Here is a 26,918-nt window from a genome sequence, read left to right as displayed (position 1 = left end):
AGTGAATCCCTCTTTCCCATTTGCGCGACAACGCCGTCTTGACCCGAAGACTAGCTTAGCCCTCGGTTTCGAGTTTTGGGGTCGGTGAGGTAAGCCATCAGCGCAGTCTCGGTCTGAGCCTCGTCGAAATAGCGGGTCGGGGCCAGAGTCTTGCCGCCGAGCCACCTGAGCCAATCGAAGAAAAAGACTGGGCCGCGCTGGAGTTTGTTCAGCCAATCGCCATTCCATGGTGCTCGATTTCCAGCCTCATCATATAGATAACCGGACATGAACGCCTGAATGAACATAAGCACGTCGATGTTATGATGCTCGTGGCAGGTTGGATAGGGACCGACCTGAAATTTCCGTGCTTTTTCAGGGTTATCCGCCTGAAACATCTGAATGGAAACCGGGCCGGTGAAGGTTCCGAACATAGTGGGGCGTCCTTTGGCGGCGGGGGCGATATCGGCGTGCAAGCCAGATAAGGACGACGGGGCGACATCCGCAACGTAGAACGTTTTGCGGAACCAGCTGGTGTGCCATGTGTAAATCACCTCGCGCTTGCGATCAAAGCGCACCGGGCAGGGTCGGGGCCAGAGCAGGCCGAACAGAAGAATCCAGAGTGGCAAGGCAGTAAAGAAGATATAAAATGGAGCGCGCTTGAGAAAACGATTACCGTGGCCACGTTTCATATCCGAAAGAAATTCGCTCTCGGTTCGGCGCGCTTGCTCTCTAAGGACCCTTCTTTGGTATTGCTCCTTCACACGCTCTTCAAAATTAAAAACGTAGTCATAATCATCCATGGCAGCTGCCGTGGCATTCGAGAGGGAGCCGTACGAGTATGTATATGCGCATAGTATTACGCCCGTCATAAAAACGGACAATACATAAAAATGCACGCGGAAGATCTGATCTCTGAAGGTCTTGATTTCCGCGATATCAGGACTTTTAAGCTTCACCGCACGAGCGAGTGTGTGCCAGTAACCTGCTCTATCATAGGCGGGGAGGGATTTATAGTCGGCGGGACGCTCAGGTTCAGCCCAGCGGTTGCTCACCATAGTGTATTCCTTTGAACTGTCAGAGATTCCTGAAAGACACCACCATGTGGAACGCGGGCCAAACGCACGTGAATTCGCACTGATCGAAATTTCGGATCATAATTCCCGTTTGGGATTGTGGCACTGGCGACGCCTGGAGAAACAAAATTCAGTTGGATGCCGCTAATATCTTCGGTTTCAACCCACATCGCGGGTCCAGGCTGCTGATATCGCAACTCTGCGGTGGTAGACAGGCGAGCCATATCTGCAGCGGTTTGTAGCGTACCACAGCGAATTTCTATTTTACCATCTTTCTTCAGATCGTCTGCCAAGGTAAGTTGGGATGTTACGTCCAAGTAGTAGGTGACTTCTTGTTCGAAGAAGTTCTTGATGCGCGAGTAGTCAGCTGATTGATCATTTGACAAGACCTTTGCGTCTGCAATTCGTTGAAATGCATCTTGATCTCGGTCTTCATCCCAGTAGCTACCAGACGTTCCCCAAAAGCCCAGTTTCACCCACATCTCACGATCCGAATAGGAAAACAGAGAGACGACGAAACCGATGGCAATTGCGGCGACCGCCACCAGACCAAGCCCCCATCCGATCGGGCAAAGCAGGATAAGCGCACCCACCGCCATCAGGCCATTGCCGGTCGCCATATAGGCATCACCACGGTGCACCCCTTCGATTGCCATCGCGGCGCTCATTGCAACGCCAATAGCCCCTGCTGCCCGCGCCGACCACCCCAACGCTTTGCTTGCAATCGCGCGACCACCAAGTGTGGCGTTGGAGGCCGTGGCGCCGCGCAGCATTGCATTGTTCCCAAAAACTTCGGCCAGAACTGTGCGCGTGGCGGCGCTGTTTGCGCGCCCGACAATTGTCTTGGTGACCTCATAAGTGGCTTCATACGCGCCTGCCAAAGCGGCAGTCAGTTGCGATTCCGCACCTCCTGCGATTTGGCCGATATCCGAAAGGTTGCGGTTGGCGCTGGACCGCGCATTCAGAGTGGTCATCACACTTAATGTGGCGGCGACAAGACCGAAGCCATTTACGCCGAGGTCGAAATTTTCCGCCCGGCGAGCAAAAGAGTGAAACGAGGAAGAGAACTCCAGATCGATCTGTGCGTGAAATTCGACGACACCAATTTGGCCACTCTGTCCCGAGGTCTCCGTCAGCAGTGTCCTGGCCGATACGGCGTCCCCCAATTGTTCGAGTTCCGAAGGCATTTCCGCTGCGCCGTAACCTTCAGGTGTCAGCATGTTGACGAAGGCCTGTTGCAGATCATCAGCCGTGTGAAACTGCACGGACTCGCGGAAAAAGACCGTGGTCAATCGCCGGGCGGAGCTTCCACTCTGCATTGCAGAAGCGGCGGCGACCTGGGTGCCGTAAACGGTAAAAAACGCACTGAGAGCAGGTTTGAAAATACGGTGAGTTTGCTTTCCTGACGAAATCGCGATGCCCACAGCCTTGGTCGCATTCACCAGCTTTTCCAGCCATGACTTGTTCTCGGGAGCGGATTGAAGCGAGACGGCGCCTTGTAGGCCAAAGCGATCATTGAGGATTGCGACGATCTGCCGGGAACTGGCAGCAGCGGTCATCACGCGGGCCGCCAGAAAAAGCCAAAATCCGATGACTTCTGTATGATCAAGCGGATGGTTCTGCAGGCTGTAGCGTTTGGATACCGTCTCGCAGGCGTCTTCGAGGGCTTTTAGAGTCCCAAAACCAGTACGTGCCACCAATTTGTCCCAACACTGGGCTAGGGCGGCGGACGTGTTTTCAAGACTCTGTACCGTATTGTCGAGCCGTGCGTACTCAGCCTCGAATTCTTTTGATAAGGGGCCATCAAAGAGCCCAAGCATTGCGGAGGTGGATATTTCATTATCCGCATTGAGATTCTCAACGGCCTTTCCGATCACCAGAGGGTATTGGTGTTCTATCAGGAAGTTGCTGAGTGTCGTTGAGTACACCGTCATCAAGCCCAGCAAATCCTGTGTTTCCCCAACGGGGTCATGCAAAGCCACAAGGACGCCTGTGTCCTTGGTGCTTTGGCAGTTCAGAATCCGACCGGAACGCTCGATCTCCACGCCGGTATGGCGAATGGCGTTCTCAAGGGTGTAGTCCTTTTGAGGGAATGCCTGTGAGCCCTTGCGGAAGGCGGGCACTCGTTCTTCGAGATCGGTGATGGGGGCGCAGAAATCCCCTGAACGCGCGGCGAGGTCTACGTTGACCATCACTTTTGCACGAAAGGTGGCGTTGTTCTCGGCTTCGTCGAAGAAACGCGTAGGCCAGAGTGTTTCACTGTAGGCGACCCACGCCTCTGGGGTGTCTTTCGGCACGAAGAGGAACGGGTACTGCTTGCCTTCTTGCGTCCACTCACCGCTCGCAGCGCCATCGCTCCATTGGTACTTGGTGAATGTGTAAGGAGGTTCGATGTTCTGTGCGACATCCTCGCGATAGATCCCGCAGTTTTCATCATCAGCGTAAGTGGTGAATTTGAACACCTGCATGTTGCCGTTGTGAAAAACATACACCCACCCTTTGCGGATCCGGACCAGTTCATGGTGGGATAGATCATCGATGCTGGCAGGGGGTGTCGGCAGAGGCGCGCCTGCATCCTTCATGGCAAGAAGAGTTTCGGATTTCAGGGCAAAACGGACCGGAAAGATCGGAATAATACTGGGGTCGCAGGCGGCGACGGCACCTTCGGTGTCATTCTCTTCGGAAAATTCATCTTCGCTCATGTTGTTTGGCTTCTCAAATTGTCTTTCAAATGGTTCCAAATCTGCTTGGATCGTACTAAGGGGGACAGCTCCAGATGCGGGTCGACTTGGCGCTCAAGGTCTGAAAAAGACATGCCTTTAGACTGCGCGAGCAAGTTCGCACGAATGAAGTTGTAGGACGCCAGTTCGACGCTGTAATTTTGGCTGCGGCCCTGTTGATACAAATCTGCAATGCGGTTTTTGTCGGTGAATCTGAGTAGAGAGGGATGGTCTTTTTCCAGCGCACGGGTCACTTTTTTGATGAAGTCAGCCCGCCGCATGCCTCCGGCCACCTCAAGATCACCGGACCGCAAACGAACAGGTCCCTTCTTTCTGTCGCGGCCTAGAACCGGACGTATGAAGACGTTTTCATCCTCGCGTAGAATGATGACACTGTGGACGATAGGGTCATGCCACACTGCAACAAAAGGTGAGGCGCTGTCCGTCTTGTGGTGCTCCAGAACTGTGGCGTTTCCCGGTTCCCAAAATCGGAAGTAATACCATTGCCCAGAGGCATTCTGGAGTTTGGTGAACTTGCGGCAGTGGCTCCATACCGTGTCGAAGGTCGCGTGCGAGCGAACAAACAGCCCGACGTGTCGATGCCACAGGTGCAGGCTGCTCTGATCGTCGGCTTGTTCAGGCAAATGCGTGAACAACAGCCTGGTGAAATCGCTGGCGATGTCTAACTCGACCAGGTAAGGCGCCGCGTCGCGATATTCTTTTGCCGCGTCTCCTTTGAACAAGGAACGATTTGGCAGTTGTGACGTCTCGATCAGGTCAGCAAGCCCCATGGCCTTTGCCGCATCAAGAATCGCGTAGGTTTTTAACGCCGGGACGTCTCCGGCCTGCCCATAGTGCGTGTGTTCAAGCTGTGATGGAACAGGTTGGCCAAACAGGTCTTCTGTTAACGCGTCTGGCACCGTTTTGCGCGGCCACTTACCAAGTTGTGCATCCAGCGGAGGCGTGGCCGAGGTCGTTCTGATGGTCAAGAACTCAGCAGGCCGCGAGGAGCCTCGCTCCTCGAACTCCGGAAAAAGCACTACAGGTATCGCGGCTGAAACGCTCAGGGTCGGGCGCGCGTACGCGGTGGGATAGTGGTCTGCAGGCTGGCATTCATCAACCCATAGGATGCGGTAACCCTGTTTCTCCAGATGCTCTGCCAAGCGACGAATGGCGGTGTCATGACTGTTCGCCCAAATCGCAGCCCGACAAGAGACCTCTTGAGCGTCATCTCCTCCCACCAACAGGACATCTGCGATCCATGACTGAAAATGCGCCATTCGAAACTCCAAAAACAGCAGTCACCTAACAACCATACGGAGATCGGGCAAGCGGCCAAACCACCATAGTCGGCGGTGTTCTGCCTGATCAGTCCTCTTCGGGAGAGAGCGAATGTTGTTTCCGCGGAGTGAGGAAGGCGGCTCGTTTAACCTTGTGCTTTCATCAAGGCGTATTTCCGCGGTCCATTCGAGTTTCGAGCTGTTACCTGTGAGGTGTCATTCGCAGGAGTTGTTGCAAAAGGTATCGGGGGCCTGCCCCTCCCATCTTAGTGCCACCTTTCTTTTCAACTGATCGCTGGAAGGGTGGGGAGGTTACGATGGTTGCCTGTCCTGCAATCAGAAATTCTGCACATTCCGCAACTGTCTCATCCGAGGCGGTTCTTGGCGTTTGCGACCCCTGCACCCGCCAAGGCTCAACGCCGGAATAAGCCCGGCTCCATGCCTCCCGAAACTCGCGCTCGGGTTCGGTCAATGGACAGTTCGCGCAATCTGCCTGGTCGGGTGAAGGACGCTTGAGGGCAGCTACCCTTGACCTCCGGCGCCAACGTGACAATCGCCGAAGGGGTAGGCGATTCGGGTTGGAATCGCACAAATTGTAGCAATTTTGGGATCAATACCCCTCCTGACGGTCAATTGTTGATGTCGCTCTGTGACTGCAGCGCGCCTACATTCAGCGCCAAAGGGGGACAGCTTTGAGTTGAGGGGAGAGGTGCCCATGAAACCTACCCAGAAGAGTAAAAATTAAATAACATTCAAGAAATCATATGGTTAACGATTGGTTAATCAGTGCCCGAAATCACTCTTTGGTAGAGTGCTCGTTTTTGGAAACCGGAGGGGGTGTTTGACCGTCATTACGCTAAATATTCAAAGCTATACCAAAGTATCTAAAATTGTTGATTTTGAATATGACCCATGACCAAATGCTCCAGACGTTCACGCAGATCGGTTTCGATCTACTGGGGGAGCGTAAGGCGTTGGCCTTTTTTTAATAGTAAAAACAGGAGCTTAATATGAGAATATTCGCTGCCGCGGTCACTGCGATGCTTGCGACTGGTGCACTCGCTGACAACAATGAGATCTTCATCAACCAGCTTGGCAACTCGAACGCTGTGGGCTCTGCCTCCACACCTGCAACGCAGGACGGGACGCGCAACACCATGCAATTCACCCAGCGCGGGCACAGCAACGGCATCGGCCTGGATGCAAATGCACCAAACGCGCTGCAGGGCGCTCTGCAGGAAGGTGACCGTCAGACGATGGAAGTCACCCAGCCGGGCAACCGCAACCTTGCGCGCCGCCTCGAGCAGGATGGTGGAGATCGCAATGAAATGTTTGTCCGTCAAAGCGGCAACGACAACCTGCTGAGCCTTCTGCGCCAGAACGGTGACAAGAACGACGCAAGCGTCATTCAAAGCGGCAACCAGAACAATGGTTCCGCGCGTCAGGTGGGTGACAACAACATTCTGACCGTTCTGCAGAGCGGCCACCGCAACGACTTCGACATCCTCTCCGGTGATTTTGGTGTGAATGGTCGTCCGGGCAGCTGCTTCTCCTGCGACGTCACGCTGACGCAATCCGGGAACGACAACTACGCGAATGTCTGGCAGCAGGACACCAATCAGATGGCCACCATTACGCAAAGTGGCCACGGCAACGCTGCATACACCATGCAGAGCGCCAACTAAGTGTGTTGACCTCGGGTCCGGTTCTGAATGGGGCCGGACCCAATCGTATTGGAATGTTTAGGTTTCGAGCCTAAGCTGTTATTGAAAATGGAGACTCTCCAAATGAAGAAAATCGCCTTTATCTCCAGTGTGTGTGCCGTTCTGGCAACCGCTGCTGTTGCAGATAACAACGATATTTGGATCAACCAGATGGGCAATGGCAACGTTGTCGGTGATGCCCTGAACCCGGTTACTCAGATCGGTAATCAGAATGAAATGACCCTGACCCAGGGCGGTGATGGCAACGCGATTGGCTCGCGTTCGCTTCAGCAGAGCCCGGCACCGACATGGCCCGGCGCGACCCAGCTTGGCTACTCGCAGAAAATGGTTGTGACCCAGCCCGGCAACCGCAACAGTGCTGAATTGCTTCGGCAAAAAGGCGGTTCGAACAACGATATGAGCATTCGCCAGAGCGGCAATGACAACCGGATTGTGAATTCTCATCAGCACGGCGATCAGAACACGTCGGACGTTGTCCAGAGCGGCAACCGCAACTTCGGCAACGCGACCCAGGTTGGCGCGAACAACCTGCTTGAGGTGCTCCAGTCCGGCAACGACAATGATTATGACGTCTGGCAGGGCGGTTTTGCGTCGGGCACTCAGCCTGGTGCGTGTCAGTCGTGCGACATCCTGATCCGTCAGGGTGGCAACGATAACTCCGCAAACGTCTGGCAGCAGGACGCCAGTCAGATGGCTCAGGTGATCCAGAGCGGCAGCGGCAACAGTGCCTATACCAAACAGATGCGTTAAGCATCTTGTCCTCCCTCTCTGACCAGAGGGGGAGGCACCACAGCTTTCCAGTCGTTGAGCCTTAGCCCCGTGATTCTAGCTTTTCATACTCTCAGATGCTGCGCGTTCTGAAACTCTTCCCTTTGGCGTTGATCTTGCTGTGCCCTCCGACGTGGGCGCAGGGATTGAACCAGATGGCCTGCAAGATTGTTATTGAGCGGGACGGCGACGATGTGCGCGCCTTTGCAATCGCACAAGCCCTGCTCCGATCCAAAGCCAAGTACAAGTTCAAGGCGAGCAAAATCAGTGCGTCAGGGCTGGGGGCTTCAGAACAGAAGGGCGAAGAGGAATTGCCTGCTCAGGAGGTCACGGTCTTGTCTCAAGTCCGGTTTAATCTTGAGGCGAACGGTTGGGTCGACTTCGAGCTGAGTGTCACTGAGCAACTCACTGGTGCCACCTGCACGGCAAAAGAAACCGTTAGTCAAAACTAGGACGAGAGAATGCGCTATACTTGGGTGACGATCAGAGCCGCCGTGTTGTCGTTGGCCGTTAGCGTGTCAATGACCGCACCGGCATTCTCTGACAATTCAGAAATCCATGTCGAGCAGGTTGCCGAAACCCTTCGGATAAAGCCTGCGCATACCACGTCTCCGGTTTTTGGGAATGTTGCTGAGGTTGTTCAGCCTGCACCTCAATCCCTGAACCTGCAGTCACAAAGCACGATTGGCGTTACAAAGAGCCTGTCCATTGTTGAGCAATTGGGTTTGCGCAACACGGCAGAGGTCGCGGTAATCGGGACACGGAATTTTACCCTGCAACGGCAGCAGGGGGCGCTAAACGAGTCCAAAATCGACATAAATGGGTCGCAGAATAATATTCTTGTAGATCAAAGCGGTTTGCGCCTGAATTCAGAGATAAATGTTGCTGATGGGGCACAGAAAACAATTCTTCACATTCAAAGAGGCAGAGGTGACGGACGGAGCGGTGACTCGATCGATTTGTCTGGTACAACTGCGCAACGGTTGATCGTTGTTGATACCCCCCTTGGGCGACGCGTTCTTGAGCGCTGATATGCATCTCAGCCAGCCTTTGGAGTAAGAAATGATTAAGCACTTCGTAGTCATGACAGCAGCTTGTCTATTCTCGGTGTCAGCGGCATCCGGAAGCGAGCTGGTTTACCGGCCAATCAACCCCTCTTTCGGTGGCAACCCGCTCAACAGTGGGCATTTGCTGCAGCTTGCAGAAATACAGAACCAGCATCTGGACAGTAATGCCTTTGGAGATTTGTTCGAGGAACCAACTCTTGCGGATGAATTTGCCGACGCAATTCGAAATGGCATGATCACGATTGCTGCGGGCGAGCTTTTGGACGCCGTTGTTCAACGTGAGAACCCCACCGGTACAATGGATCTGGACGGAGCCATCGTGAGTTGGGTCACGTCCGGTGATCGCGTCACTGTGACCATCAACGATGGTGTTTCCACCAATACGCTGGACCTCCCGATCCCGGTTCAAAACTAATCCACGATATATCGCATATCTCCGAGAGGGCCGACGCGAACTAATGAGAACATCTACTATCAGCAAAACCATTTTGGCAATTGTGGCGAGCTGTTCCCTGTCCGCATGTGCTCAAAATCTCCCAAGCCCGTTTGAGCCGGGTGAGCATGAAACACCGGCGCAGATCCTGCCCGATACCATGACAAGCGCTGCTGTACGCAATCTGCCCGCGCCCTCGCGCGAGGTTACGGTGGCCGTTTATGAGTTCCCGGATCTGACTGGACAGAACAAGCCCAATCCCAATTTCGCAGAATATTCGCGCGCGGTCACCCAAGGGGCTGACGCAATTCTGGTCGATGTCCTTTCTGCGGCCGGGAACGGGAAATGGTTCAATGTCGTTGAACGTCGCGGACTTTCGAACGTGTTGCGCGAAAGGCAGCTTATCCAGGCAACGCGGCAGCAATTCCAGGGAGAGGCGGCTGAACCTCTGCCGGCGATGACGTTTGCAGGCGTGTTGATTGAAGGCGGGGTCGTCTCGTATGAATCCAATCTGCGGACCGGCGGTATCGGTGCGCGCTATCTTGGGATTGGCGGGAATACGCAATACCAAGAGGACTATGTTACGGTAAATTTGCGGCTGGTCGCGGTCAATTCCGGGCGCGTTATCTTGAGTGTCACAAGCACGAAGCAGATATACTCCACTCTCGTTCAGGCTTCTGTTTTCCGGTATGTCTCCACAGACTCCCTCTTGGAAATCGATGCTGGATATACACGCAATTCGCCGCCGCAATTTGCACTTAGAGAGGCCATCGAACTCGGCGTATTTGCGCTGATCATGGAAGGTAAAGAGGCGGGGGTTTGGCGTTTCAAAAACCCCTCAGCCTCCAGCGAGGCCGTGCAACTCTACAAGCAGAGATCGGGCGAAGGGGTGCAGAGATCCCCGGCTGTTGAAAGCGCGTCTTTGAAATCGGAAGACGCGCCCCAGGAAGAGCTGCTTGCTGGGTATCAGGTGGAGGTGACACCACAGGAGTATGGTCTCTCGCTGCACCCGGAGACCGCTGAGGACTACAAAAGATACTCAAAATGGGCAGCATCTGAGCCGCGCAACTATTCCGAAGACATCCTGAAAAGATCTCCGACGGAGCCTCGGGCCACGAGCGTTCGTCACTTCGGACTGGCCCCCGCGGCATCACAAGAAGACCTTGAGATCTGAACCACAACTCCATCAGTGAGTGATACTGCGCAGGGCGGACGGGACGACCGGGCCGCTCTGCTGGTCATAGAAATACCCCCTGAGCCGCAATGCTGTCCTGTCATTGCGGCTCTTTCTTTGGGGCGGATGTCCCGGCCCGTAGCGCGCGGTTTGGAGGCTGCATCTCTGTGTTGGTCCCAAGCTCCGCGCTCAAATCGGCAGGCCCGGCGATATCCGAAACCACCAGCCAAGGCGGAGGCAATGTCTGCGTCGCATTGCAGACGTGGGGAGTGCCGCGCGATCAGTTGGCGTCAGTCACCGGCAAACATCCGAGCGTGGGGCCGCTCAGCTGAGGGCAAGCTCCAGCGTTTCATGAACCGTGCGGTCGCGCCCCGCTGATTTGGCTTGCAACAGCGCGGAATCGGCCCGGCTGAGCAGCGTTTCCATCGACCCGCCGGAGGGCGCTACCGCAAGCCCTGCCGAAATCGTAATCCGGCCCAGCGATTGCCCGCGGTAGGAGAGCGCCATTTCCGCCGTGCGGCTGCGAATGTTCTCGGCCAACTCGAATGCGGCGCTGCCGTCTTGGCCGGGCAACAGGACCACGAACTCCTCGCCGCCAAACCGATAGCAGGTCCCCCGATCGCCGACGGCTGCGGCAAGCAGGCCGGCAAAGGACTTGATGACCTCATCCCCTGCCTCATGGCCGAAGCCGTCATTTATACGCTTGAAATGATCGATATCGATGATCAGACACGCCGTTGGAAAGGGCGGCGGGGTACAGGCATAGGTGCCAAGGGCCACATCCAGAGAGCGCCGGTTCAACAGCCCGGTGAGCGGATCGCGATCCACCATCTGCGAGAGGCGGTTCCGCAGGTTGAGGTTCACGGCCGCAAGCGCGACATTCTCCGCAATGAGTTCCAGGTACACGCGATCCTCCCGCGTGACCTCGGTTTCGGCGTGGACGCCGGAGAAACTCATCAGCCCGATCGTTTCGCCCTGCGCGGCAAGCGGGATGCACAGGGCGGAGCTGGAAGGATCGGCGAGGTGGCTGCACACAACATCCTCCTTAGCGCCTGAATTGCTGCGGTGGGCACGGCCCCGCCGCAGGGCCCAGCATTCTTCGCAATCGATATCCTCGGGCTCGGGCGGATCGGTCTGCCAGTAGGACGCACAGTGCAACATGCGCTGGCTGTCGCCGCGGACATACAGGACGCCCGCAAGATCGGGAAAGATCTGTGGTGCGTAGCGCGCGATCACAGCGCCCAGTTCATCCAGGGATTGGCAGGCCTGCACCCGGTGCATCAGTTTCAGGATCAGGTCCTTGATCTTGATGTCACGGCGGCGCTCCGCATCGAGCTGTTCGCGCTCCAGCCCGTTCTTGCGGAACACATGCACGGCCCTGTTCAACTCACCGATTTCGTCACGCCGGCCATCCAGCGGCACCTCGACCTCGTAGTCCTGGCTGGCGAGGCGTTTCACGATCCCGGCCATGCGCGCCAAGGGGACGGCCACACGGCGGCGCAGAACGAAATACAGCACGCCAAGGAACACGGTCGCCGTCAGTCCCAACATGATCTGCGCAATGAACTCGAACCAGTCGCTGCGCTGATGCGCGGCCTGCAGCTCGCGATCCGTCCGGTTCTGAACCATGCGACGGAACTGTGTGACATCATCAATCAGCTTGAGGTGGAACTGGTAATGCTGCGCGCCAAACAGGAGATCCCGCGCGCGAGTGGTATCGCCGGACTGGTAGGTCGAAACCGCCTCCTGTTCCAACGCCTCCAACGTCTCCAGATCCGCGAGGATCCGTTGCAGGAACGCTATCTCCTCGCTGGTGGCTCCGAGCGAGCCGGCCTCCTGCGCGGAGGCTTCCAGCTCCGCTTCGGCCTGATCGGCACGCGTGAAGGCATCCAGGTGGCTCGGGTCGCCGCGCATCACGTAGAGGCGCGCCTCATCGGTGCGGAGTTCCGCCCCGATCGCCAGTTCCTCACCAAGCTCATTCAGGATCAGATGTGTTTGAACCGCATCGCGTTCTTTGGCGGAACTGTTGATCGAAGCGATGAACGCGGCCCCGGACAGAGCGGTCAGCACCACCGTCAGTCCATAGGCCCAATTCGTAATGGTGTTAATCTTCATCAGCAAAGGTCCAAAACTGACACGTGCCCGGGTTATATTGTGCAGCGAAATCTGAGCGGATTTCCCTGTCCCGGGCAGGCCTAGCTTACTGCCCCGGCGATTGATATGCCAAGAGCAGCATATCGGATGAGCAGGCCATATGCAGTGTGATTTTCGCAACCTATCGGCCGAGGTCCGGGCCTCTGGGGGAGCGGCCCGCGCGTTTCGCTGCGCGGCTGTGCTGCGATCTGGCTCCGGCAGGGGTCGTCAGGTGCGCGACCGCTCAAACCGGTCCCAGGCCTCTGCGAATGTCTCAAAATCGAACCCGGGGGCCTTTGCCGGCTCCAGCACCAGCTTCTCGGTCTCCAGCAGTTTGGTGATGGCCTCCGCCAGCATCGGGATCACCGCAGGCGGGATCACCAGGGCGCCGTGGCGGTCGGCGTGGACCAGATCACCGGGGGCGACAGTCAGGCCGAAGATCTCGACGGGCGTGTCGATCTCGCGCACATGCACAAACCCATGGCTGGGGCCGATCGAGCCTGCAACCACCGGAAAGCCTTCGGGCAGGTCGCCAAGGTCGCGCATGACACCATTGGTGAGCGCGCCGGAAATGCCAAAGCCCTTGTGCACGGTGGTGTTGATCTCACCCCAGTAGGCACCGATGGCGTTGGGGTAGTCCAGATCTTCGATCACGGTGACGGCGGGGGCAGGGGCCTCGGCCATGTATTTGTAATAGGCCATGCGGCGGGCTTTGATGACCTCGGGCGGCTCGGATGGCGGTGCTACGGCAGCGATCTTGGCGGTGCGGGCATAGCCCACCATGGCCGGGGCCTCCGGGGCGGAGGCCAGCAGGGTGCCACGCGTAAAGGCGTCAAAGCCGCGTTTGCCCTCTGCGACCTCGATGGCGTTGCAGACGGTCGGGGTATCCACCTGCCGCAACAGGGTGAGCAAGTCGGGTGTCATATGTCCTCCAGCCAGCGGGCCAGTGCCGCCGTTGTCTGTTCGGGGGCCTCAAGGGTGGGCAGGTGGCCGCAGTCGGGCAGCACGTCGAGGTGGCCGTGCGGCATCAGCTCCTGCATCAGTTCGTGTCGCGCAACCGGGCAGAGCCGGTCCTGCGCGCCGCAGAGGATCAGCGCCGGCCCCGCAAAGGAGCGCAGCGTTGCGCATTGATCCGGGCGATCGCGCAGCGCCCGCGACTGGCGCACAAAAACCTCCGGCCCCAGTGCCAGCGCCATCTCCAGGCACAGCGCGGAAATCGGATGCGCGGGGTCGGGCGTGGCGAGGTAGTTGGGGATCATGATGTCGGTCATGAGCTCTGCCAGACCGCCGCTCTGTGCGGCCTCGATCTGCGGCGCGCGCTTGGCCTTGACCTCGGGGACCTCGACCAGCGGGTTGGTGTCCAGCAGCGCCAGCCCGGCCACGCGGTCGGGGGCCTGGCGCAGCACTTCCATCGCAAGGATGCCGCCCATCGACAGCCCCGCAAGGGCAAATCGCGGCGGCGCGTTGTGCAGAACCTCTGCGGCCAGCGCCCCCATGGTGTCGTGACCGGTCAGCGCCGCGCAGGAGACGGTGCGCATGGCAGAGAGGGCAGCGATCTGCGGCGCAAACAGCCGCGCGTCGCACATCATGCCGGGAAGAAAGACGAGGGGAGTCATAGCGGCCTCCGTTTGAAAGACGGGCAGCGCTGGGGCGCTGCCCATGCGTGTGTGGCGGCAGCTTAGGCGGCACCGCTCCAGGTGGCCCCGGCGGGATCGTCGGTCTCGGTCACGCGGTAAAGGCTCGCCTCGCCCGTCATCGAGGGCGCAAGGCTGTAGCTCTCGCCCGGTTTCAACAGGCAGGTATCGCCCGGGTTCAGCACGGTGTCGAAATCGCCCACCCGAAGCGCCCAGTGGCCGCGCATCGGCATCAGCACCACGTGTTTGTCGGGCGTGATCGGGCTGTCGTCCAGCGAGGTGCGGGACAGGAAGTCGACCTCGAAACCGGGCTTGTCCTTCAGGAGCGCATCGGTGCCGATCACCTTTGCGGGTTGTTTGCCCGACAGCGCCATCAGGTCCCAGTAGCGCGCCACATAGCGCGGCACCACGGCCTCGACCGGGGTTTCGGGGAAGTCTTTCATCTGCTCTTCGGTCAGGGTGGGCATGGGCTGGACGTTGTGCGGCAGCGCCTGGCCCTGCTTGGTGTCGTAGAGCACGCCGTTGTTGCCCAGCACGAGCCCATGGGCGCGGGCTTCTTCGATCACCTGCGGCGCCCATGTGACACCGCCCCCGGCATCGTCACCGCCGAGAATCGCCATGATCATCCCGTAATCGGTGCCGACGTTTTCAAAGCCGCGAAAGATGCCGGTGGGAATGTTGAAGATATCGCCCTCTTCGGCGATGAACTCTCCCGCATCGCCATTACGGCCCCAGAAGAACCGCCAGCGGCCCTTGAGGACAAAGAACACCTCCGCTGTGGTGTGGCTATGGAGCGAGTTGCGGCAGTTGGGCGGCTGACCGGCTGCGCCGATGTTGAACCCGGGGGTGTCGCGGATGTGGACGTGCTGGTCCGGGGATTCCGAGACGCCGCCACCGATGATGGTAAAGTTTTCCTTCTGGTCCGACCCCGGCGTGTGGGCGTCGATAAAGGCGGTTTTGCAGGGACGCAGTTCGCCGTAACGGACGATGCGGTCATTCAGAGTGCTCATGGAGTTTATCCTTTGATATAAAACAGAAATGCGTCAGCTTGAGAGGCCAGCGCCGGGCGGGCGCAGGTTTAGCCGACGCGCCCGCAGCGAGGCGCGATGCGCATGCATCCGCCCTGTGGCCTCGCGGGCATCCAGTTTCATGTCAAAGGCGGGCATGATCACTCCGCCCCGGTTTGCATCAGGATCTGTTTCCAGACCGAGGTTTCGTCAAACAGCGTGTATTCGCGGCGTAGCTTCACGTCTCCGCCCACCAGCGCGCCAAATTCGGCGTGGGAAATGCCGAGGATATAGACCTCGGCGCCGGTCGGCACACCAAAGGCACCCCAGCCTTCGTGTTTGCCATGCAGGCTCCAGCGCAGGGCGGAGCGGGGCGGCATATGCGGATCGTCGCGGCCGATCTGGTGATGGATGGTGAAGGTTGCGTTCGGAAACGCCGCCCGCAGCCCCATCCAGAAGCGGTCCACCGCGCCAAAGGAATGGCCGGTGACGCCGCCGGGATATTCCACATGCGCGGCGCGATCATAGGTTTCCTCGATGGCGGCCATATCGGCATTCATGATCCGGGTCAGGATCTCGGCGTGGCGACCGCCCCATTCATTGTCGTTGCCCTGACCGGTGTAGGGACCGGGGCGGTCCGTGGCCGGGCTCAGGGGGGGTACGCAATTGGCCGCACCGCCCTCGTTCTCGATCAGCTGGGCGGCATAGTCCCTGGGCTCCCAGCCCATCTGACGCACGATGGCGCCCTGATCGCGGATCAGCCATTCATCGTTGATCTGATTGTTGATGGCATGACAATCGGCGAGGATCCGGTACTGGAGTTTCTTGCCGGTGGCCTTGCCATAGACCCCGTCGCCCGCATGGGTCGCGGTGGAAATGATCCGGTGCGAGGACAGCATGCCCGTCTCCGGCGTCCCGGACCAGATCACATCCTCGCCCAGCAGTTCGCGGTCGGGGAATTCCGCCAGCGTGGCCATGGTGGCGCCGATCACATTCTGATTGCCGACCACCACAGAGGCAGGCGAGCGCACGACGATGTCGTCGCTGTAATAGCGGTGCAATGTGGCGATGCCGCGATCTTCCCAGATCTCCTTGGTGATGCCGATGATATAGTCGGGGAAGTCGCGAAATTTCGCATCAAAGCCTTGCATGGGGGTTATCCTTCTGTGGGCCAGTCGTCCGGTATACGCGCCGATCCACGCAGTATCAGCGGCGCTTCGATCTGCACATGGCAGGGGCTGGCAGTGTCGGGTGTGTCGATTTGTTCAAACATCGCGCGCACGGTCTCGGCCACCATCAGATTGGCGCGCTGCCGGATCGTGGTCAGGTTATAGGCGCGCCACGCGGCCGGCGGGACGTCGTCATAGCCCACCACGGAGACATCCTCGGGGATGCGCAGGCCCAGCTCGAACCGCAGCACATCCATCACCGCAAAGGCCATGTGGTCATTGGCAACAAAGACCGCATCGGGGCGTTCGCCAGCGGGGACGGAGAACATGTCGCGGGCGGCCTGTTCGGCCTGCTCGACGCTGAAATTGCCCACGGCGCGGGCAAAGAGGTCCCGCCCGGCCCCGGAAAGGGCCTCGCGAAAGGCGGCCTCACGGTCGCGCTGGGTGGAGGCGCCCTCCCAGCCCGCGATATAGGCGATCCGCTGGTGCCCGCCTGCCATCAGGAACTCGGCCACCCGCCGCCCGCCGGCACGATTGTCGGAGGTCACGGCGGCGATGCCGTCGATGTCCTGGGCGCGGTTGAACAGCACCACAGGCACGCCAAGCTGCTGACAGCGCGCGGAAATATCCGAGGACATGGCAACGGAGGCGAGGATGATCCCATCGACCTGATGGTCGAGGATTTCCTCCATCACCTGATCGATATTGCCCGCCGTCTGCGAGGCCATGAAGACCAGCACGTGATAGCCCTTGGCCTGCAAGGCGGTGGAGAGTTTCTCCAGCGCTTCGGGGTAGAAGTAGTTTTCCAGATAGGCGACCACCAGCCCGATGATGCGCGACCGCCCCGAGGCCATGGCACGTGCCAGTACATTGGGGCGATAGCCGAGGTCTTCGGCGGCCATGCGCACCTTGTCGGCAGTTTTCTTGCTGACCGAGGCACCGGGGGTGAAGAACCGGCTCACGGCGGATTGGCTGACGCCCGCGCGCTCGGCAACCTGGAGGATGGTGACTTTCTCGCTCATCAGTCTGCCGTCCAGCCGCCGTCGATCAGCATCGAGGTGCCGGTGACCATGGCCGACGCGCCCGAGGCCAGATAGAGCACCGCGCCCATGATGTCGTCCACTTCGCCGACGCGGGGCAGCTTGATCTTCTCCATGATCCAGGCGGCACGGTCGGGGTCGTCAAAGGTGGCCTGCGTCAGTGGTGTGCGGATGAAGGTCGGGCAGACCGTGTTGATGCGCACGTTCGATTTGCCCCATTCGATCGCCATGGCTTTGACCATGCCCTCCAGCCCGTGTTTGCTGGCGCAATAGACAGCGCGGTCAATGCCGCCCACATGGCCCATCTGGCTGGAGATATGGATGATCGATCCGGGCTTTTGTGCCGCCTTCATTGCCCGCGCCGCCCAGGCCGACAGGAAATAGGCCGAGCGCAGGTTGACCCCCATCACCGCGTCATAATCCGCGGGCGTGGTGTCCAGCGCGGGGCCATGGCGGGCCAGCCCGGCGGAATTCACCACCACGTCATAGGCCGTATCACTCAGCGCCGCCTCCAGCGCGCTAAGGTCGCCCTGATCCAGTGGCAGCGCCTCTGCGCTGTAACCGGCCGCCTGCATCGCCGCCACCGTTGCCTCCAGTCGCTCCGCCCCGCGCGCGGCACAGACCACATGCGCCCCGGCCCCCGCCAGCGCGACCGCGCAGCCCTGCCCGATGCCGGAGGAGGCACCGGTCACCAGCGCGCGTTTGCCAGTGAGATCAAAGGACGGGGGGCGGGGCAGGTCGGTCATCAGCTCATTCCATTCGGGATATTGATCGGCGCGAGATTGCGTGCCTTGTTGAACTCACGCAGGCGGGCAAAGACGTCAACGCCAAGTTGCGCATAGGCATCCAGCAGATCGACCAATACCCAGTTTTCCCGGATCCTGCCGTTCTCCAGCCGCCAGAAGTCCAGACTGCGCATGGTGATTTTCTTGCCAGCCGGCGCAATCCCCATCCAGCCGTCATGGGTGACGGTCTGGATCATGTTTGGCCAGCCGGTGACGGCGGCATAATCGCCATCGCCAAAGAAATGATAGTTGATCTCGTCCACATACTGACCACGATCCGGCATGCCGTTCAGAAACGGGATCTGATGCCAGTTGCGGAACCCCGCGATGCCGCGCCCGGTGCCAATCCCCGACGGCCCGTACCAATTCATCCGCGGATGCCAGAAGCGCTCCATCTCCATCACTTCCGGACCACCCTGGGCGGGGTGCTTTTTCAGATGCTCGAGCATGTCGACGATGTGCTGACAGGAGGCCGCTCCGGCCTCTGCATCATAAGGCCCCGGCACCAACCCGTCCTGCGTCGCAGGCCCCGGCACATGCCATTCCCGCCCCAGCGAGGGCGCCATCGGCCAGGCGTTGGCCTGCATCATCACCTCGGGAATGTCCCACAGCGCCTGCACCTCCACCACCTTGCCATCCACGATACGATAAAACTCGTGAAACCGCATGCTGACCTGATGACCGGTGGGCGGAATGTCGAGCCAGGGCGCGGTAAAGACCCCGGTGTAATACCCGCCTGCGCCCACCCAATCATTGCCGAACTCGTCCGGCCCGGCGATCACGATGGTGTCGCGCCGCTCCAGATCCGGCCAGGCCTTCAAGAGGCCCGCGTAAACCGCGTCATAAAGGGCCTCCACCCCGGTGAGATCGCCAAACGGGTGACAGAACCGAAACAGCACATCCTGCGCGCAGACCGATCCAAGTGCAGCCCGCACGCCGGCCTCGTCAAAATCATACATTGCCGCCCGAAGCGGCGCGATCAGCGCCTTGTTCTGCGTATGAACATCCATGGCTCTTGCCTTCATCTTCTCAAAAATATCTCGAGGGAGGCCCCGCGAGGGGCCGGGGGCAGCGCCCCCCTTGTCCCGCTTTATTCTGCCGCGTCGCGATAGGGGGCAGCCGCACCGTAGGGTACATTCACCCCGCCATAGCGGCGCACCCGGATGTTGCATTGCTCGGCATGGCCCACAAATCCCTCGAGCATGCAGAGGCGCGAGCCGTATTCGCCGACCAGAGAGGCCGCCTCATCGGTCAGGACCTTCTGATAGCTGTGGGTTTTCAGGAACTTCCCAACCCAGAGCCCACCGGTATAGCGCCCCGCCTTCAGCGTCGGCAGCGTGTGGTTGGTGCCGATCACCTTGTCGCCGTTGGCCACATTGGTGCGCGGCCCCAGGAACAGCGCGCCATAGCAGGTCATCTGCTCCAGGAACCAGTCGTCGCGATCGGTCATCACCTGCACATGTTCCGAGGCGATCTCATCCGCGATCTCGCGCATCTCCTCGTAGCTGTCACAGAGGATCACTTCGCCGTAATCCTCCCAAGAGACCCGCGCGGTGTCGGCGGTGGGCAGGATCTTCAGCAGCCGGTCGATCTCCTCGAGTGTGCCCTCGGCGAGCGCGCGTGAATTCGTCACCAGGACGGCGGGCGAATTATAGCCGTGCTCGGCCTGTCCCAGAAGATCGGTGGCGCAGAGCTCGGGATCGGCGGCGGTCTCATCGGCGATCACCATGGTCTCGGTGGGGCCGGCAAAAAGATCAATGCCCACGCGGCCAAACAATTGCCGCTTGGCCTCGGCCACAAAGGCATTGCCTGGACCAACCAGCATATGCACCGCCTCGATGCTCTCGGTGCCGATCGCCATGGCACCCACCGCCTGAATACCACCGAGGATATGGATCTCATCGGCGCCGCCAAAATGCATCGCGGCGACCACGGCGGGGTTCGGCTTGCCCTTGAACGGCGGCGTGCAGGCCACGATGCGCGGCACGCCGGCGACCTTGGCGGTGGCCACCGACATATGGGCCGAGGCGACCATGGGGAACTTGCCCCCCGGTACGTAGCAGCCCACCGATTGCACCGGGATGTTCTTGTGGCCGAGGATCACGCCGGGCAGGGTTTCCACCTCGATATCCAGCATGGAGTCGCGCTGCGCCTTGGCAAAGGCCACGACCTGCTTTTGCGCAAACTTGATATCCGCGATCTCGCGGTCGGAGAGCTCTGCGATCAGCGCGTCGATCTGCTCTTGGCTAAGGCGAAAGCTCTCGGGCGCGTAGCCGTCGAATTTCTCGCTGAGGTCGCGCACGGCGGCGTCGCCGCGGGCCTCGATGTCGGCAAGGGTGGCCTCCACGATGGCGCGGGTCTTGGCGTTGTCTTCGGCGCGGGCGGCGTCGGATTTGCCGCGTTTGAGATAGGTGATTGCCATGGCTCTTATCCTTGGTTGTCGGTACGCGGAGTGTCGGGGCGCGGCGGGGTCTTTTCGCCGCGGTCATAGGCTTCCCAGCCGTGGCCGTTGAACAGATCCACACCGAGTTGCGCGGCCACATGGGCGAAATCCACATTCACCCAATTGTCGACGATCTTGCCGTCCTGAACTTTCCAGAAGTCCATATAGCGGATCTCGACCCGCTTGCCGGTGGCGGGAATGCCGAGGAATTCGCCCGTGTGGGTGGCTTCCTGACGGCCAAAGGCGGCCGCCCATTCGCCCATGTAGAGGCGCGCCTCGTCGATGCAGGTCTTGTCGGAAAACGCCGCCTGAAAGGGGCGCTGCCAGTTGTCCTGAAATTCCCGCAGGCCGGTCTTGGTGCCGCAGCCCTGATTGCCGAGCCAGCGGAAGTTTTCTGCAAAGAACTCGCCGATGTCGGCAATGCGGTGGTCGTTGAGACCGTCGACCATGCCTTCGATCACGGCGCGGGTCTCTTCGGTCTTGGTCATATCCGTGTCACGGGTCAGCACGGCCTGTTCGGGGCGGGAACCTTTCATGAGGTCACTCCTGTAATCCTGTTTCTGTGGTGAGGGAGGGCAGGCTCCCTGCGGACAGAAAATCCCGTGGCAGGCGGTTCAGCGCCGGGTGGCGGGCGCTCGCAGTCTCGCGAAAGGCACAGCTCATCCCTTGACCGCCCCTGCGGTGAGGCCGGAGACGATCTGGCGCTGGAACACCATCACCAGGATGAACAGGGGCGCGGTGATCGACACCGCGGCGGCGACGGCGACCACCTGATCGGTGGTTGTGGTCTCGCGGTTGAACATGCCCGCAATGGCCGGAACCATGGTCTGGTTCTGCGCATCGAGCAGAAGCGAGGTCACCAGAAAGTCGTTATAGGCCAAGAGGAAAGAGAACAGCCCGGTGGTAATGACCCCCGGCCACATCACCGGCATGATGACCCGGCGAAAGGCCTGAAAATGGTTGCAGCCATCGACCCGCGCGGCCTCGTCCAGATCGGCGGGGATGTTCTGGAAGAACGACCGCAGCATCCAGATGGTGAAGGGCTGGTTGATCGCCACCAGCACCGCGATCACCGCCATCGGCTTGCCATAAAGCGTCGGCGCGTTCTCCCCGAGGATCGGTGCCAGCCACTCGGACGAGTTGATAAACACCGGCAGATAGCCCGCCACCAGCACCGAATGCGGAAGGGCGCGGAACACCAGCGCGACGATCAGGATCCAGAACGCCAGCGTCGAGCCGGACCGCGCCAGACCATAGCCCGCAAGCGTACCCACGGTGAGCGACACGGTCACAACACCTGCGGTCACCACCAGCGAGTTCTGGAAGTTGTTGGAAAAGCCCCGGTCGATCCAGACGGTCTTGTAATGCTCGGTCGTGAGGCCGATCACATCCGCCCCAAAGGCCCCAAGCACCGGGTTCAGCGCGTTCGAGAGCACGGGCAGAAGGCCAAACAGGGTGACAAGCGCGACCAGACCAAGAGCAGCCGCACCAATGAGCCAGCCCAGCCAGACCGCGCCTGCGGGGGCGTAGCTCCTGACCATCGAGGGCAACAGCCGGGCCGCCCCCCGCCACAGCCCCCAGAGCGCAAGCCCCAGCAGGCAGATGTCGAGGAGCGATACGCCATGCCCCTTGGCGCGGGTTTCGGGGCCGAAGATCACATTGAGCGCGTTGGCATCAAAGGCATCCACCGGTGTCTTGAAGCTCATCACCGTGATCCAGAAGATCGGGAAGGCGGCGATGACGCACCACAGGATCAGGAGGCTGTTGGAGGTCAGACGCAGGCTGAGGGGCTGGCGCATGGCACGGGACGACATGTCAGTGGCCTCCTTTATGATCGCGCCAGGTGCGGCGCAGGGGAGCGATGAGCAGGAGCGTGATGCCGATCATGGTCAGCATGGCGCTGGCGGAGGCCCGGCTGATCGAACGGTTGCCCGCCTGATCCGGCACCAGGAAATCGTAGGTGAGCCATTGCAGCGAGATCACGTGCCCCTGGGAGGAGAAGCCGACGACCTCCTCGAACACGCGATAGGCGTCCATCAGGTGGATCATCGACACAAAGATGATCAGCGGCATCAGATGCGGGATCACGATGTAGCGCAGCCGCTGCCAGCGCGAGGCTCCGTCGATCACCGCACTTTCCAGACTGTCGGAATTCACCGTCTGAAGGCCCGCGTAAAAGACGATCGCGGCAAAGGGCGCGACGTGCCACACGCGGTAGAGCATCATCAAAAGCTCGATGGTCCAGGCCTGGGCGAACATGGCGATGTCGCGGCCCGAGTACCATTCCATCGCCGCCGTCAGGATGCCGTCGCCGCGAAACAGCCAGTTGATCGACAGCGCGCCAATCACCGGTGTGATGATGAAGGGCAGCAGCGAGATGAAGATCACCGGCCCGCGCACCGCACGGGCGGCGTTGTTGATCATCAGCGCAATGCCAAGGCCGAGGCCGATGTTCAGCGGCAGGGTGATGAGGGTGAAGGTCAGCGTGAAGCGCAGCGCCTTCCAGAAGTCGATGGTCTGAAAGGCCGACCAGCTGCCGGATTTCAGCGCATCCCACGCGCGGCCCAGCTCCAGCACATTGCGGTAGCTTTGCAGGCCGACAAATTCGGTGCGCGTCATCACGTCGCCGTTGTCATCCACCACCGGCACGGATTTTTCCTCGGTGGTGCAGGTCTGGGTCAGAAAGCCGGGGGTGCAGGTTTCCACCTCCACCACCTCATAGACGGTCTGGGTGACATAGAAACTCTGCACAAACACGCTGATCAGCGGAAAGGCGATGAACAGAAGCATCATAAAGACAGAGGGGCCGACAAAGGCGGCAAAGGTGCGGAAATTCATGTCTCTGCCTTTCTCATGGTTCCGTGGGGCTGGGAAAAAGGGGGGAGGGCGCGGCCTCCCCCGAGGTCGACGAGGAGAGGGGAGGGTTACTCCAGGAGGCCCGCTTCCTTGGCGGCGGTGATATAGTTCGCCTCGATGTCGGCCAGCGTGGTTTCCGCATCCTTGGCGCCGGTCAGATAGGCCGACAGCCCGTTGCCGAGGGCGGAATGCAGGATGCCAAGCGCGGTGGAGGCCGGGTAGGGGCGGGCGCCGTTGGCGGCAGATGCGGCGGCCCCGGCGGCCAGCGGGCCAGCCTCATAGCCGGGCACCAGCCAGACGGCGGCATCGTTGTTGGCCTGCACCATTTCGGTGTCGAGCCCTTCCATCACCACCCTGAAGGCGGCCTCGGCCTCTTCATCGCTCATGTTGGCGGCCAGCACGACGCCATCCCACCAGAGCGAGGTTGCAGGGGCTGCGGAGCCCATCGGGGCGGGGGCCATCTTGACCTTGCCCACCACCTGGCTTTCGGCGGCATCTTCCATCGCGGCGGCGCGGCTGGCCCAGAGGTTGGCCATGGCGATCTTGCCCTGCTGGAACTGCTGCTGAACGTAGGTGGAGTCGGACACCAGATATTCCGGGTCCATATAGGCGGTCATCGCCTTCAGGGTTTCCAGCGCCTTGATGCCTTCGGGCGTGTTGATGGTGGGGTTGTTGTCGGCGTCGACAAAATTGCCACCCTCGCCGAGGTACATGTTCACAAATTCCTGCGCCAGGTTCCAGCCGGTCTTGAAGGTGCCACCGAGCGGATAGTCTACCACGCCTGCGGCCTTGATCTTTTCGGCAGCGGCGAGGACATCGGCATAGGTCTTGGGCTCTTCGATGCCGAGATCAGCCAGGATGTCCTGCCGGTACATCAGGTGCTGGGCGTTCACCATCATGGCAATCGCCATGGTCTCGCCGTCGATCTTGATCAGCTGGTTGGGCGTCAGGTTCTCCCCGTATTTCGCAACCAGATCATCCAGCGGGCGGATGGTGCCGGCGTTCAACAGCGGGATCAGCGTCTCGTTCGCAACGCCGCCGATCTGGTAAAGCGCCGGGTTGGCGGCAAAGGCCTCGGGCTGCTTTTCCTTGAACTCCTGATCGAGCGAGGCGGAGAAGTTGCCGCATTCCGCCATCGCATCGGTCGCGGCCTTCCAGGCCTCGAAGCCAGCGGTGAGGGATTTGAGCGGCACGGTGTTTTCAAACGCGCAAGAGGCCGAAGCCGCCGCGCCCGCAAGGGACAGCGCCCCTGCCATCAGAATGGTCTTGAGTGTCATATAGTTGGCTCCCTGTGGGGTTCCTGTTGAGTTGAGGTCCGCCGGGTTGTCCCGGTCTGTTCTGGAATGGGTCAGATGCGTTCGCCGGTTTCGGCATCAAACAGGTGGCAGATCGCGGGCGGCACGCTGAGGTGCACCGGATCGCCGATTTCGGCGCGGAAGGTCTTGTCGGCCTTGACCGAAACCAGCGCCCCGCCGACGCGGACGGAGATCATCGTCGCATCGCCCAGGAGTTCGAGCGTGTAGATCGGCGCGGTGATCTGGCCCTGACCTTCGGGGGCGAGGCTGGCATCCTCGGCGCGGAAACCGAGCGTCAGCGGGCCGTCCTTGGCGTCAAGGCCCGGAATTTCCACATGTTTGGCGCGGAAGGTGCCGCCGGTGACGGTGCCCTCCATCAGGTTCATCGCGGGTGACCCGATGAAGCTGGCGACAAAGGTATTGGCCGGGTGGTCGTAGATTTCCGTGGGCGAGCCGACCTGCTGCACCACGCCTTTTTTCATCACCACCACGCGGTCCGCCAGCGTCATCGCCTCGATCTGGTCATGTGTGACGTAGATCGTGGTGACGGCCAGCTCGTGGCTGAGGTTCTTGATCTGGGCGCGGGTGGAGACGCGCAGCTTGGCGTCCAGATTGGACAGCGGTTCATCCATCAGGAACACATTGGGTTCGCGTACGATGGCGCGGGCCAGGGCGACGCGCTGACGCTGGCCACCGGACAGTTCCGCCGGCTTGCGATGCAGGAAATCGTCCAGCTCCACCATGGCGGAGGCGCGGCGCACCTTCTCGTCATGGGTCGCGGGGTCGACGCCGCGCACCTTCAGCGGAAAGCGGATGTTTTCATAGACATTGAGGTTGGGATACAGCGCATAGGATTGGAACACCATCGCCACGTCGCGGTCCTTGGGTTCCAGATCGTTCACCACCTTGCCGTCGATCAGGATTTCGCCCTCGGTCACATCCTCCAGCCCCGCGATCATCCGCATGGTGGTGGTCTTGCCGCAGCCCGACGGGCCGAGCAGCACGAGGAATTCGCGATCGGCGATGGTCAGGTCGAAGTTGTTCACCCCGACAAAACTGCCCCAGCGCTTGCCGATATTGCGCAGTTGGATTTCAGCCATTGATACTCCCCGCGTCTGATGGCGCTGCGCTCTGTCATAATCTCAAGGTTGAAATTGCAAGCGCTTGCAAAAAGGGTAGCGACAGGAAGCGCCATCTGGCAAGATGTTTTTGCAAGCGTTTGCAAAACTCTGCGGGGCGGCGGCGCGATCCGAAATCTAAGAGGCTGATTTTCCGAATGAAACCGACAGAACTCCAGCACGCAAAACACTTGGTGCGCGCCTTCTACGAGGCCCTGGACGGGGCCGAGGGGGCGGCGGTTCCGGCCGCTATGGCGCAATATTGCAGCCCGAATCTGCGTTGGCGCGGCTATCATCCGTTTGATGAAATCATCGGGCCGGAGGCGGTGGCGCAAGCGTTCTGGCAGCCCCTCAGGGGCGCGCTGACCCGGATGCAGCGGCGGCTCGACGTGTTTATGGCGGGCGAGAACTACTATTCGGACCCGGGCGGGATCTGGGTCTGCTCGATGGGGCATCTGATGGGGCTGTTTGACCGCCCATGGCTCCATATCGCGCCGACGGGCAAGCTGGTGTTCCTGCGCTACTGCGCCTTTCACCGTGTCGAAGGGGACCAGATCACTGAGACGGCGATGTATTTCGACATTCCGCATCTGATGATGCAGGCCGGGCTGCAACCCTTTCCGCCGCAGACCGCCAGCCATCAGGTGCAGCCGGGGCCGCAGACCCATGATGGCGTGATGTTCGACCCGCAAGACCCCGCCGCGGGGGTGCAGACGCTGGAGCTGATACAGCGGATGGTGACCGATCTTGGCACCTGGCAGGGCGCGCTGCCGCTGGAAGAGGAGCTGGCCCGCACCTGGCACCAGGACATGCTGTGGTGGGGCCCGGCGGGGATCGGTGCCACCTACACGATCGAACGCTATGCCAAACAGCACTCCGGCCCCTTTCGCGCCGGGTTTTCAGAGCGTTCCAAGACCCAACACATCTGCCGTATCGGCGAGGGCAATTTCGGCGGCTTCTTTGGCTGGCCCAATTTCACCGCGGTGCCGACCGGCGGTTTCATGGGCATGCCCGCCACCGGCAAGCCCGGCGAGTTCCGGGTGATCGACATCTATCGCCGCGACGGCGACAAGCTGGCGGAGAACTGGGTCTTTATCGACCTGCTGCATTTCTGGAAACAGCAAGGCGTCGATGTGCTGGGGCGGATGGCCCAGATCAGTCCCGCAGCACGCGCAGGGTCCTGACCGTTGCGCCGACGCTCAGGGGCATTTCCTCGC

25 protein-coding genes are annotated in these 26,918 nt (G+C 60.2%); 7 read left to right on the top strand and 18 right to left on the bottom strand.

The window, feature by feature from the left end:
* Positions 1–50: 50 nt before the first annotated feature.
* From MHM88_RS20725 to MHM88_RS20715, 3 genes are read right to left on the bottom strand one after another with little or no spacing between them, the layout of a single operon-like run.
* Positions 51–1,037 carry a hypothetical protein gene (locus MHM88_RS20725; RefSeq protein WP_239368718.1) on the bottom strand — a complete coding sequence of 329 codons (987 nt, stop codon included), beginning with the start codon at positions 1,035–1,037 and terminating at the stop codon, positions 51–53.
* Positions 1,031–3,757, bottom strand: a complete 2,727-nt coding sequence (locus MHM88_RS20720) for a toxin VasX (RefSeq protein WP_239368716.1) — start codon at positions 3,755–3,757, stop codon at positions 1,031–1,033. Before MHM88_RS20720 ends, MHM88_RS20725 begins: the two co-directional genes overlap by 7 nt.
* A complete protein-coding gene (locus MHM88_RS20715; protein WP_239368714.1) occupies positions 3,754–5,055 on the bottom strand; it encodes a DUF4123 domain-containing protein in 1,302 nt (433 codons plus the stop codon). Before MHM88_RS20715 ends, MHM88_RS20720 begins: the two co-directional genes overlap by 4 nt.
* A 1,010-nt stretch (positions 5,056–6,065) precedes the next feature.
* Here MHM88_RS20715 and MHM88_RS20710 point away from each other — a divergent pair.
* The 6 genes from MHM88_RS20710 (at position 6,066) to MHM88_RS20685 (ending at position 10,221) form a co-directional block, all read left to right on the top strand.
* Positions 6,066–6,740, top strand: coding sequence for a hypothetical protein (locus MHM88_RS20710; RefSeq protein WP_239368712.1), 675 nt, complete (start codon positions 6,066–6,068; stop codon positions 6,738–6,740).
* 102 nt (positions 6,741–6,842) lie between these two features.
* Positions 6,843–7,529 (top strand): hypothetical protein, encoded by a 687-nt coding sequence (locus tag MHM88_RS20705; protein WP_239368710.1) that lies wholly within the window; start codon positions 6,843–6,845, stop codon positions 7,527–7,529.
* Between the two features lie 173 nt (positions 7,530–7,702).
* Complete coding sequence (gene csgH, locus MHM88_RS20700) at positions 7,703–7,999, top strand: curli-like amyloid fiber formation chaperone CsgH (RefSeq protein ID WP_239323878.1); 297 nt, start codon at positions 7,703–7,705, stop codon at positions 7,997–7,999.
* A gap of 9 nt (positions 8,000–8,008) precedes the next feature.
* Positions 8,009–8,578 (top strand): hypothetical protein, encoded by a 570-nt coding sequence (locus MHM88_RS20695; RefSeq protein ID WP_239368708.1) that lies wholly within the window; start codon positions 8,009–8,011, stop codon positions 8,576–8,578.
* Positions 8,579–8,609: 31 nt separating this feature from the next.
* Entirely contained in the window at positions 8,610–9,029 is a 420-nt protein-coding gene (locus MHM88_RS20690) for a curli assembly protein CsgF (RefSeq protein WP_239323880.1), read from the top strand.
* 43 nt (positions 9,030–9,072) lie between these two features.
* The gene (locus tag MHM88_RS20685; protein WP_239368706.1) at positions 9,073–10,221 is read left to right on the top strand and encodes a CsgG/HfaB family protein; all 1,149 of its coding nucleotides are present in this window, start codon (positions 9,073–9,075) and stop codon (positions 10,219–10,221) included.
* A 324-nt stretch (positions 10,222–10,545) separates the two neighbouring features.
* Here MHM88_RS20685 and MHM88_RS20680 read toward each other — a convergent pair whose 3' ends face one another.
* The 15 genes from MHM88_RS20680 to MHM88_RS20615 all read right to left on the bottom strand — a co-directional run bounded on the left by MHM88_RS20680 (position 10,546) and on the right by MHM88_RS20615 (position 25,683).
* Complete coding sequence (locus MHM88_RS20680) at positions 10,546–12,336, bottom strand: diguanylate cyclase (protein ID WP_239368704.1); 1,791 nt, start codon at positions 12,334–12,336, stop codon at positions 10,546–10,548.
* A 246-nt stretch (positions 12,337–12,582) separates the two neighbouring features.
* Entirely contained in the window at positions 12,583–13,278 is a 696-nt protein-coding gene (locus MHM88_RS20675; protein ID WP_239368702.1) for an RraA family protein, read from the bottom strand.
* Positions 13,275–13,970: an alpha/beta fold hydrolase gene (locus MHM88_RS20670; RefSeq protein ID WP_239368700.1), complete on the bottom strand. Its 696-nt coding sequence runs from the start codon at positions 13,968–13,970 to the stop codon at positions 13,275–13,277. Before MHM88_RS20670 ends, MHM88_RS20675 begins: the two co-directional genes overlap by 4 nt.
* Before the next feature lie 62 nt (positions 13,971–14,032).
* Complete coding sequence (locus MHM88_RS20665; RefSeq protein WP_239368698.1) at positions 14,033–14,998, bottom strand: cupin domain-containing protein; 966 nt, start codon at positions 14,996–14,998, stop codon at positions 14,033–14,035.
* A gap of 33 nt (positions 14,999–15,031) precedes the next feature.
* On the bottom strand, positions 15,032–15,154 hold the full coding sequence (locus tag MHM88_RS23160; protein ID WP_255734807.1) for a hypothetical protein: 123 nt from the start codon (positions 15,152–15,154) through the stop codon (positions 15,032–15,034).
* A gap of 2 nt (positions 15,155–15,156) precedes the next feature.
* A complete protein-coding gene (locus tag MHM88_RS20660; RefSeq protein WP_239368696.1) occupies positions 15,157–16,146 on the bottom strand; it encodes a nuclear transport factor 2 family protein in 990 nt (329 codons plus the stop codon).
* 5 nt (positions 16,147–16,151) lie between these two features.
* Positions 16,152–17,186, bottom strand: coding sequence for a LacI family DNA-binding transcriptional regulator (locus tag MHM88_RS20655; protein ID WP_239368694.1), 1,035 nt, complete (start codon positions 17,184–17,186; stop codon positions 16,152–16,154).
* On the bottom strand, positions 17,186–17,950 hold the full coding sequence (locus tag MHM88_RS20650) for an SDR family NAD(P)-dependent oxidoreductase (protein WP_239368692.1): 765 nt from the start codon (positions 17,948–17,950) through the stop codon (positions 17,186–17,188). Before MHM88_RS20650 ends, MHM88_RS20655 begins: the two co-directional genes overlap by 1 nt.
* Positions 17,950–18,999, bottom strand: coding sequence for an ester cyclase (locus MHM88_RS20645; protein WP_239368690.1), 1,050 nt, complete (start codon positions 18,997–18,999; stop codon positions 17,950–17,952). Before MHM88_RS20645 ends, MHM88_RS20650 begins: the two co-directional genes overlap by 1 nt.
* Before the next feature lie 80 nt (positions 19,000–19,079).
* On the bottom strand, positions 19,080–20,411 hold the full coding sequence (gene hisD, locus MHM88_RS20640) for a histidinol dehydrogenase (protein WP_239368688.1): 1,332 nt from the start codon (positions 20,409–20,411) through the stop codon (positions 19,080–19,082).
* 5 nt (positions 20,412–20,416) lie between these two features.
* Entirely contained in the window at positions 20,417–20,968 is a 552-nt protein-coding gene (locus tag MHM88_RS20635; protein WP_239368686.1) for an ester cyclase, read from the bottom strand.
* 123 nt (positions 20,969–21,091) lie between these two features.
* Positions 21,092–22,246, bottom strand: a complete 1,155-nt coding sequence (locus MHM88_RS20630; protein ID WP_239368684.1) for a carbohydrate ABC transporter permease — start codon at positions 22,244–22,246, stop codon at positions 21,092–21,094.
* A 1-nt stretch (position 22,247) separates the two neighbouring features.
* A complete protein-coding gene (locus tag MHM88_RS20625; protein WP_065322605.1) occupies positions 22,248–23,270 on the bottom strand; it encodes a carbohydrate ABC transporter permease in 1,023 nt (340 codons plus the stop codon).
* Positions 23,271–23,356: 86 nt separating this feature from the next.
* Positions 23,357–24,565, bottom strand: coding sequence for an ABC transporter substrate-binding protein (locus MHM88_RS20620; RefSeq protein ID WP_239368682.1), 1,209 nt, complete (start codon positions 24,563–24,565; stop codon positions 23,357–23,359).
* A 71-nt stretch (positions 24,566–24,636) separates the two neighbouring features.
* A complete protein-coding gene (locus tag MHM88_RS20615; RefSeq protein ID WP_239368680.1) occupies positions 24,637–25,683 on the bottom strand; it encodes an ABC transporter ATP-binding protein in 1,047 nt (348 codons plus the stop codon).
* Positions 25,684–25,859: 176 nt separating this feature from the next.
* Here MHM88_RS20615 and MHM88_RS20610 point away from each other — a divergent pair, with 176 nt between their 5' ends.
* Positions 25,860–26,885 carry a nuclear transport factor 2 family protein gene (locus MHM88_RS20610; RefSeq protein ID WP_239368678.1) on the top strand — a complete coding sequence of 342 codons (1,026 nt, stop codon included), beginning with the start codon at positions 25,860–25,862 and terminating at the stop codon, positions 26,883–26,885.
* Positions 26,886–26,918: the final 33 nt, after the last annotated feature.

The organism is Epibacterium sp. MM17-32 (genome assembly GCF_022348205.1).
Classification (GTDB): Bacteria; Pseudomonadota; Alphaproteobacteria; order Rhodobacterales; family Rhodobacteraceae; genus Epibacterium.
The sequence above is the reverse complement of the archived record's forward strand: the minus strand, read 5'-3'. Positions and strand labels throughout refer to the sequence as shown.

Coding starts and splice junctions, on each gene's coding strand:
- MHM88_RS20725 (WP_239368718.1), bottom strand. CDS start 1,037: ATGGTGAGCAACCGCTGGGCTGAACCTGAGCGTCCCGCCGACTATAAA.
- MHM88_RS20720 (WP_239368716.1), bottom strand. CDS start 3,757: ATGAGCGAAGATGAATTTTCCGAAGAGAATGACACCGAAGGTGCCGTC.
- MHM88_RS20715 (WP_239368714.1), bottom strand. CDS start 5,055: ATGGCGCATTTTCAGTCATGGATCGCAGATGTCCTGTTGGTGGGAGGA.
- MHM88_RS20710 (WP_239368712.1), top strand. CDS start 6,066: ATGAGAATATTCGCTGCCGCGGTCACTGCGATGCTTGCGACTGGTGCA.
- MHM88_RS20705 (WP_239368710.1), top strand. CDS start 6,843: ATGAAGAAAATCGCCTTTATCTCCAGTGTGTGTGCCGTTCTGGCAACC.
- csgH (WP_239323878.1), top strand. CDS start 7,703: ATGGCCTGCAAGATTGTTATTGAGCGGGACGGCGACGATGTGCGCGCC.
- MHM88_RS20695 (WP_239368708.1), top strand. CDS start 8,009: ATGCGCTATACTTGGGTGACGATCAGAGCCGCCGTGTTGTCGTTGGCC.
- MHM88_RS20690 (WP_239323880.1), top strand. CDS start 8,610: ATGATTAAGCACTTCGTAGTCATGACAGCAGCTTGTCTATTCTCGGTG.
- MHM88_RS20685 (WP_239368706.1), top strand. CDS start 9,073: ATGAGAACATCTACTATCAGCAAAACCATTTTGGCAATTGTGGCGAGC.
- MHM88_RS20680 (WP_239368704.1), bottom strand. CDS start 12,336: ATGAAGATTAACACCATTACGAATTGGGCCTATGGACTGACGGTGGTG.
- MHM88_RS20675 (WP_239368702.1), bottom strand. CDS start 13,278: ATGACACCCGACTTGCTCACCCTGTTGCGGCAGGTGGATACCCCGACC.
- MHM88_RS20670 (WP_239368700.1), bottom strand. CDS start 13,970: ATGACTCCCCTCGTCTTTCTTCCCGGCATGATGTGCGACGCGCGGCTG.
- MHM88_RS20665 (WP_239368698.1), bottom strand. CDS start 14,998: ATGAGCACTCTGAATGACCGCATCGTCCGTTACGGCGAACTGCGTCCC.
- MHM88_RS23160 (WP_255734807.1), bottom strand. CDS start 15,154: ATGCCCGCCTTTGACATGAAACTGGATGCCCGCGAGGCCACAGGGCGG.
- MHM88_RS20660 (WP_239368696.1), bottom strand. CDS start 16,146: ATGCAAGGCTTTGATGCGAAATTTCGCGACTTCCCCGACTATATCATC.
- MHM88_RS20655 (WP_239368694.1), bottom strand. CDS start 17,186: ATGAGCGAGAAAGTCACCATCCTCCAGGTTGCCGAGCGCGCGGGCGTC.
- MHM88_RS20650 (WP_239368692.1), bottom strand. CDS start 17,950: ATGACCGACCTGCCCCGCCCCCCGTCCTTTGATCTCACTGGCAAACGC.
- MHM88_RS20645 (WP_239368690.1), bottom strand. CDS start 18,999: ATGGATGTTCATACGCAGAACAAGGCGCTGATCGCGCCGCTTCGGGCG.
- hisD (WP_239368688.1), bottom strand. CDS start 20,411: ATGGCAATCACCTATCTCAAACGCGGCAAATCCGACGCCGCCCGCGCC.
- MHM88_RS20635 (WP_239368686.1), bottom strand. CDS start 20,968: ATGAAAGGTTCCCGCCCCGAACAGGCCGTGCTGACCCGTGACACGGAT.
- MHM88_RS20630 (WP_239368684.1), bottom strand. CDS start 22,246: ATGTCGTCCCGTGCCATGCGCCAGCCCCTCAGCCTGCGTCTGACCTCC.
- MHM88_RS20625 (WP_065322605.1), bottom strand. CDS start 23,270: ATGAATTTCCGCACCTTTGCCGCCTTTGTCGGCCCCTCTGTCTTTATG.
- MHM88_RS20620 (WP_239368682.1), bottom strand. CDS start 24,565: ATGACACTCAAGACCATTCTGATGGCAGGGGCGCTGTCCCTTGCGGGC.
- MHM88_RS20615 (WP_239368680.1), bottom strand. CDS start 25,683: ATGGCTGAAATCCAACTGCGCAATATCGGCAAGCGCTGGGGCAGTTTT.
- MHM88_RS20610 (WP_239368678.1), top strand. CDS start 25,860: ATGAAACCGACAGAACTCCAGCACGCAAAACACTTGGTGCGCGCCTTC.